Source organism: Pseudomonas sp., from assembly GCF_050739995.1.
GTDB lineage: Bacteria > Pseudomonadota > Gammaproteobacteria > Pseudomonadales > Pseudomonadaceae > Aquipseudomonas.
In genome coordinates, this window is the sequence record NZ_JBOICG010000637.1 from 1 (window position 1) to 5,685 (window position 5,685).

The 5,685-nt window shown below is 59.3% G+C and carries 6 protein-coding genes; 4 read left to right on the forward strand and 2 right to left on the reverse strand.

Annotation, left to right across the window (positions count from 1 at the left end; all coding sequences use genetic code 11):
* A partial coding sequence (locus ACRESD_RS21460) for an OprD family outer membrane porin (RefSeq protein ID WP_431752738.1) occupies nucleotides 1–250 on the forward strand: 250 nt, incomplete at its 5' end.
* A gap of 190 nt (nucleotides 251–440) precedes the next feature.
* Here ACRESD_RS21460 and ACRESD_RS21465 read toward each other — a convergent pair.
* Nucleotides 441–1,283 (reverse strand): mechanosensitive ion channel family protein, encoded by an 843-nt coding sequence (locus ACRESD_RS21465; protein ID WP_431752739.1) that lies wholly within the window; start codon nucleotides 1,281–1,283, stop codon nucleotides 441–443.
* A 136-nt stretch (nucleotides 1,284–1,419) separates the two neighbouring features.
* Nucleotides 1,420–1,905 carry a YajQ family cyclic di-GMP-binding protein gene (locus tag ACRESD_RS21470; protein WP_003175814.1) on the reverse strand — a complete coding sequence of 162 codons (486 nt, stop codon included), beginning with the start codon at nucleotides 1,903–1,905 and terminating at the stop codon, nucleotides 1,420–1,422.
* A gap of 123 nt (nucleotides 1,906–2,028) precedes the next feature.
* On the opposite strand from ACRESD_RS21470, the gene ACRESD_RS21475 reads away from it, so the two are divergent.
* Genes ACRESD_RS21475 through ACRESD_RS21485 form a run of 3 tightly spaced genes read left to right on the forward strand, consistent with a single transcriptional unit; the run spans nucleotide 2,029 to nucleotide 5,610 of the window.
* On the forward strand, nucleotides 2,029–2,946 hold the full coding sequence (locus ACRESD_RS21475; RefSeq protein ID WP_431752740.1) for a putative 2-dehydropantoate 2-reductase: 918 nt from the start codon (nucleotides 2,029–2,031) through the stop codon (nucleotides 2,944–2,946).
* A gap of 46 nt (nucleotides 2,947–2,992) precedes the next feature.
* A complete protein-coding gene (locus ACRESD_RS21480; protein ID WP_431752741.1) occupies nucleotides 2,993–5,029 on the forward strand; it encodes an ATP-binding protein in 2,037 nt (678 codons plus the stop codon).
* Between the two features lie 2 nt (nucleotides 5,030–5,031).
* Nucleotides 5,032–5,610 carry a cob(I)yrinic acid a,c-diamide adenosyltransferase gene (locus tag ACRESD_RS21485; RefSeq protein ID WP_431752742.1) on the forward strand — a complete coding sequence of 193 codons (579 nt, stop codon included), beginning with the start codon at nucleotides 5,032–5,034 and terminating at the stop codon, nucleotides 5,608–5,610.
* The last annotated feature ends 75 nt before the right edge of the window (nucleotides 5,611–5,685 follow it).

Here is a 5,685-nt window from a genome sequence, read left to right on the forward strand (position 1 = left end):
CGGTGTGCCAGGCCTGAGTTTCATGACTCGTTACGTCAGCGGTAGTGGCGCCAACACCGCCACCACTTCGAACGGTAAAGAGTGGGAACGCGACATCGAAGCCAAATACGTGATCCAGAGCGGCCCAGCCAAAGACCTGAGCCTGCGCGTACGTCAAGCGACCTATCGTTCGTCTGACGGCGTGTACTACGGTTCGGCGTCCATCGACGAACTGCGTCTGATCGCGCAATACCCGCTGAACATCTTGTAATTAGCCGCTTGATTACAACGATGACCTAAGGCCTCGGCCTTAACTAAAAAGCCGCTCCCTTATTCACAAGGGAGCGGCTTTTTTATTGCAGCTTTATTTCACTCGAAAAATAACTAGCAAGCTAACTAACGAGATTATTCCTACACACCGAACCTGACCGTTCCGCCAAGTTCGATGGCATCACGCTTAGTTACTTAGTAGCACTTTCCTGCATCACGCGAATTACCCGCTGCGGGAACGGAATATCAATACCCGCCGCTTTCAAACGATCTCGCGCCAGTTCATTGAGCATAAACAGCACATCCCAATAATCCGCCGTCTTGGTCCAGCAACGCAGGGAAACAGTGATCGAACTGTCACCCAAGGTCGACACCACCGCCACCGCCGCAGGGTCCGCCAATACGCGCGGGTCCTTGGCCAACTCCAGCAGCACTTCACGGGCTTTCTGCAGGTCGGCGTCATAGTCCACACCCACATCAAACACCACCTTGCGCGTCGGTTGACGATTGGTGTTGGTGATGAGGCCGTTGGACAGGCTGCCGTTAGGAATGATCACCGTCTTGTTGTCGCCGGTGCGCAATACGGTGTGGAAGATCTGGATGCTATCAACCGTACCCGAAGTGCCCTGGGCTTCGATCCAGTCACCAATACGGAACGGGCGGAACAGCAGGATCAGCACGCCACCGGCGAAGTTCGCCAGGCTGCCTTGCAATGCCAGGCCAATGGCCAGGGTGGCAGCACCAATCGCGGCGACGAACGAGGTGGTTGCCACGCCGATCATCGAGGCCACGTTGACCACCAGCATAACCTTGAGCGCGATGTTCGCCAGGCTGGTGATGAAATGTTGCAGCGCCAGGTCCGCATTACGCAGCGCCAGCAAACGCCCCACTCGGTGGGTCAACACGTTGATCAGCCACCAACCGATGGCCAGGGTGAGCACAGCCAGCAAAAACCGGCTGCCATATTCCATGATCATCGGAATCCACGACTGGGACGTCTTGATCAGTTGATCCACTTCAGCGTTCAAATCCATCTACTTTCTCCTGTTGCGCGGATGTGCGACTTAATTGAGTTCCCAGTAACGCAATTGAGCCCCGAAGGGCTCAAGCGTAGGCGCAGGTTCTGGGGCCTGGGACGTCAAAAACGCCCATGGGTTCCCCAAAGTGCCATTAGTCGCGGAAGTTATTGAACTGCAGCGGCATGTCGAAGGTCTTGGCGCGCAGGGCAGCGATCGCTTCTTGCAAGTCATCACGCTTCTTGCCGGTGACGCGAACCTGCTCACCCTGGATGGCAGCCTGGACTTTGAGCTTGGCATCCTTGATGTGGGCAACGATTTTCTTGGCCAGCTCTTTGTCGATGCCTTCCTTGAGGACGGCTTCCTGCTTCATCAGTTTGCCCGAAGCATAAGCATCCTTGATTTCAAGGCATTGTGCGTCGATCTTGCGCTTGACCAGGGACAGCTTGAGGATCTCGATCATCGCTTCCAGCTGGAAATCGGCTTCAGCGGTCAGGTTGACGGTCAGTTCCTTTTCCTTGAATTCGAAGCTGCCCTTGCCTTTCAAATCATAGCGACGGTCCAGTTCCTTGACGGCGTTCTCGACGGCGTTGGTGACTTCGTGTTTGTCCAGTTCGGATACCACGTCGAACGAAGGCATGTCATTTCTCCAATATAAGGGGCGGGCTCAGTAGAGATGGAGCGCGCCCGAGCTAAAATGCCGGGGCATTATAGCGGTTCTTTCGCCGCGTTCACTGCGAGCGGCCCTACGGAGTACAAACTGATGTCGACCACCTGGCACATTCTCGGCGCCGGCAGCCTGGGCACCCTCTGGGCTTCGCGCCTGGTTCGCGCGGGCGTGCCCGTGAGGTTGATTCTACGGGACGATGCGCGCCTGGCCAGCTATCAGGCGGGGCCAGGGTTGACGCTGATCGAGCATGGCGTAGAGCACACCTATCCGGTGATCGGCGAAACGCCTGACAGCCCGACGCCGATTCATCGCCTGCTGGTCGCGTGCAAAGCCTACGACGCACAAAACGCCATCGCCCAACTGCAACATCGCCTGGTGCCAGACGCCGAACTGATCCTGCTGCAAAACGGCCTCGGCAGCCAGGACGCCGTTGCCGCCCAACTGCCCCAGGCCCGCTGCATTTTTGCCTCCAGCACCGAAGGCGCCTTCCGCGACGGCGACTGGCGCGTGGTATTTGCCGGCCACGGCTACACCTGGCTGGGAGACGCCGGCCACCCTACTCCACCGCTATGGCTGGATGATCTGAACGCTGCTGGCATCCCCCACGAGTGGAGCCCCGAGATTCTCACGCGCCTATGGCGCAAGCTGGCCCTCAACTGCGCGATCAACCCGCTGACCGTGCTGTACCAATGCCGCAACGGCGGCCTGCAAGAGCATCAATGTGAAGTCGCGACCCTGTGCGCCGAGCTGGCCGAACTGCTCGAATGCAGTGGCCAGCCCGCCGCTGCCGAGGATTTGCACAGCGAAGTGGAACGGGTGATCCAAGCCACCGCCGCCAACTACTCCTCCATGTATCAGGACGTGGCCAACGGCCGCCGCACCGAAATCAGCTACCTGTTGGGCTACGCCTGCGAAGCGGCTACCCGCCACCAGTTGGTCTTGCCCCACCTGCAACAAGTGCAAGCGCGTTTGATCGAGCACTTACGGGCACACGGATTGGCCAGCGACTGAGGCACGCGCTACCCTGCCTACCTGTCTATCACCTGGGAAAACCCTGATGCCACTGCGCCAGCGTCTTGAAAATCTACCGGTAGGGCAGAAACTGCTGGCCGCCCTGCTGGTGTTGTTGACCACCGTACTGCTGGTGGCCAACCTGACGTTCATCAGTGCGGCCTACTGGATCTCCCAGGAAAGCATGGCCCCTCAGGCATTGCAGGCCATCGGACGATTGGTGTCCAACCCGTCGCTTGCCGCTGACGCCCTCGAATCGCCGGCCAAGGCCGAAGCCCTGCTCAATGAGCTGACCAGCTATTCACCGCTGCGCGCCGCCGCGCTGTATGACGGCGAAGGCACCCGCCTGGCGCAGATGCAGCACAGCAACCGCCTGCACCTGCCGGATAATTACCGGCACATCGAGGCATGGCGCCTCACTGAGTTTCGCAGCAACCAGGTCATCACCCTGCCCCGTGCCGGCCAACCTTCCGGGCACCTGCTACTGGTGGCCAGCAGTGAGCTACCAGTGGCGTTTTATACCGGCACGCTGACGGCGAGCCTGGGCATCCTGATCTTCAGTGTTCTGCTCTGGCTGGTCATCGCCCGGCAGATCAAGCGCCTTATCACTCGCCCTATCCACGAACTGGAAGAACTGTCGCGCCAGGTGACCCGCGAAGAGAACTACGCCCTGCGCGCCGGTCGCGGCAACCACGATGAAATCGGCAGCCTGGCCGAAGCCTTCAACACCATGCTGTCGCGCATCGAAGCCCGCGAGCAGCAACTCAAGCGCGCCCGCGATGATTCCCAGGCCGCTTACGACCAAGCCCAAGGCCTGGCCGAAGAAACCCGCCACACCAACCGCAAACTCGAACTGGAAGTACAGGTTCGCAGCAAGATCGAGAAAAAACTCACCGGTTTCCAGAACTACCTGAACAGCATCATCGACTCAATGCCCTCGGCGCTGATCGCCCTGGACGAGCAGCTCTACGTCACCCAGTGGAACCAGGAGGCCAGCGCACTTTCCGGAACCCGCCTGGATGAGGCGCTCAACCAACCGATCTTCCTCGCCTTCCAGCCACTCAAGCCCTACCTGACGCAGCTCAAGGCCGCCGTCGAACAGCACACCGTGGAGCGCATCGAGCGCGTCACGTGGATAAAAGATGACGAACCCAAGCACTACGCCCTGACGTTCTACCCGTTGATGGGCGGCGCCGGGCGCGGCGTAGTGATCCGAATCGACGACATCACCCAGCGTCTGTCGCTGGAAGAAATGATGGTGCAGTCGGAAAAAATGCTTTCCGTGGGCGGGCTTGCAGCGGGCATGGCCCACGAGATCAATAACCCACTCGGGGCGATCTTGCATAACGTGCAGAACATCCGCCGCCGCCTGTCGCCCGACCTACCCAAGAACCTGGAACACGCCGAACAGGCTGGTATCGAGCTGGACACGGTCAACCGCTACCTGCAAAGCCGCGAAGTGCCACAACTGCTGGATGGCATCCAACAAGCCGGTGCGCGGGCGGCGAAGATCGTCACCCACATGCTCAGCTTCAGCCGCCGCAGCAATCGGCAGATGGCCCCCTGCGATCTGCCTGCGCTGATCGACCAAGCGGTAGAAATCGCCGGTAACGACTTCGACCTGACCATCGGGTTCGACTTCAAGGGCCAGGCGATCATCCGCCAATTCGATCCACAATTAGGCCCTGTGCCCGGCACCGCCAACGAGCTGGAACAGGTACTGCTCAATTTGCTGAAAAACGCCGCCCAGGCCATTCACCTGCGTGAAGACGACAGCGAGCCCGGCCGTATCATCCTGCGCACTCGCCTGAATCCGCCATGGGCGGAGATCCAAGTGGAAGACAACGGCATCGGCATGAGTGAGAACGTGCGCAAGCGCACCTTCGAACCGTTCTTCACCACCAAGGAAATCGGCCAGGGCACCGGTCTTGGGCTGTCGGTCTCGTATTTCATCGTCACCAACAACCACAAAGGCCAGATGGAAGTACAGTCCACCCTTGGCCAAGGTACCTGTTTCACCCTGCGGCTGCCCCTGGCGGGCAGCCAGTTGCCGCCTTACGAACTCACCCAACTGGAGCAATGACCATGGGCTTTCGCCTGTCGAAGATCTACACCCGTACCGGCGACAAGGGCGAGACCGGCCTCGGTGATGGCCGTCGTGTGCCCAAGGACCACCCGCGAGTAGAGGCGATTGGTGAGGTCGATACGCTGAACAGTCAGTTGGGGTTGTTACTGGCCAACCTTGAGGAACAGAGCGGCAAGCATCCTGAACTCAAGGATGTGATTGAGGTGCTGACGCCTTGCCAACATCGTTTGTTCGACCTGGGTGGTGAACTGGCGATGCCGGTGTACAAAGCCTTGAATGCCGCGGAAGTCGATCGGCTGGAAGCGGCGATTGACCGTTGGAATGAGGAAGTCGGGCCGCTGGAGAACTTTATCCTGCCCGGTGGTTCGGCACTGATCGCCCAAGCCCATATCTGTCGCAGCCTGGCGCGCAGTGCGGAACGGCGGTGTCAGCAGTTGAATGCGGTTGAGCCACTGGAAGGCGTAGGGTTGGCGTATATCAATCGATTGTCGGATTTGCTGTTTGTGGCGGCGCGGGTGATTGCCAAGCGCCAAGGTGTTGCAGAAGTCTTATGGCAGGCTGCCGCTAAACCCCACTGATTATTCAGTGACTGATCTGACGCCTTCGCGAGCAAGCCCGCTCCCACATTCGATCGCATTCCAACGGTGGAACTC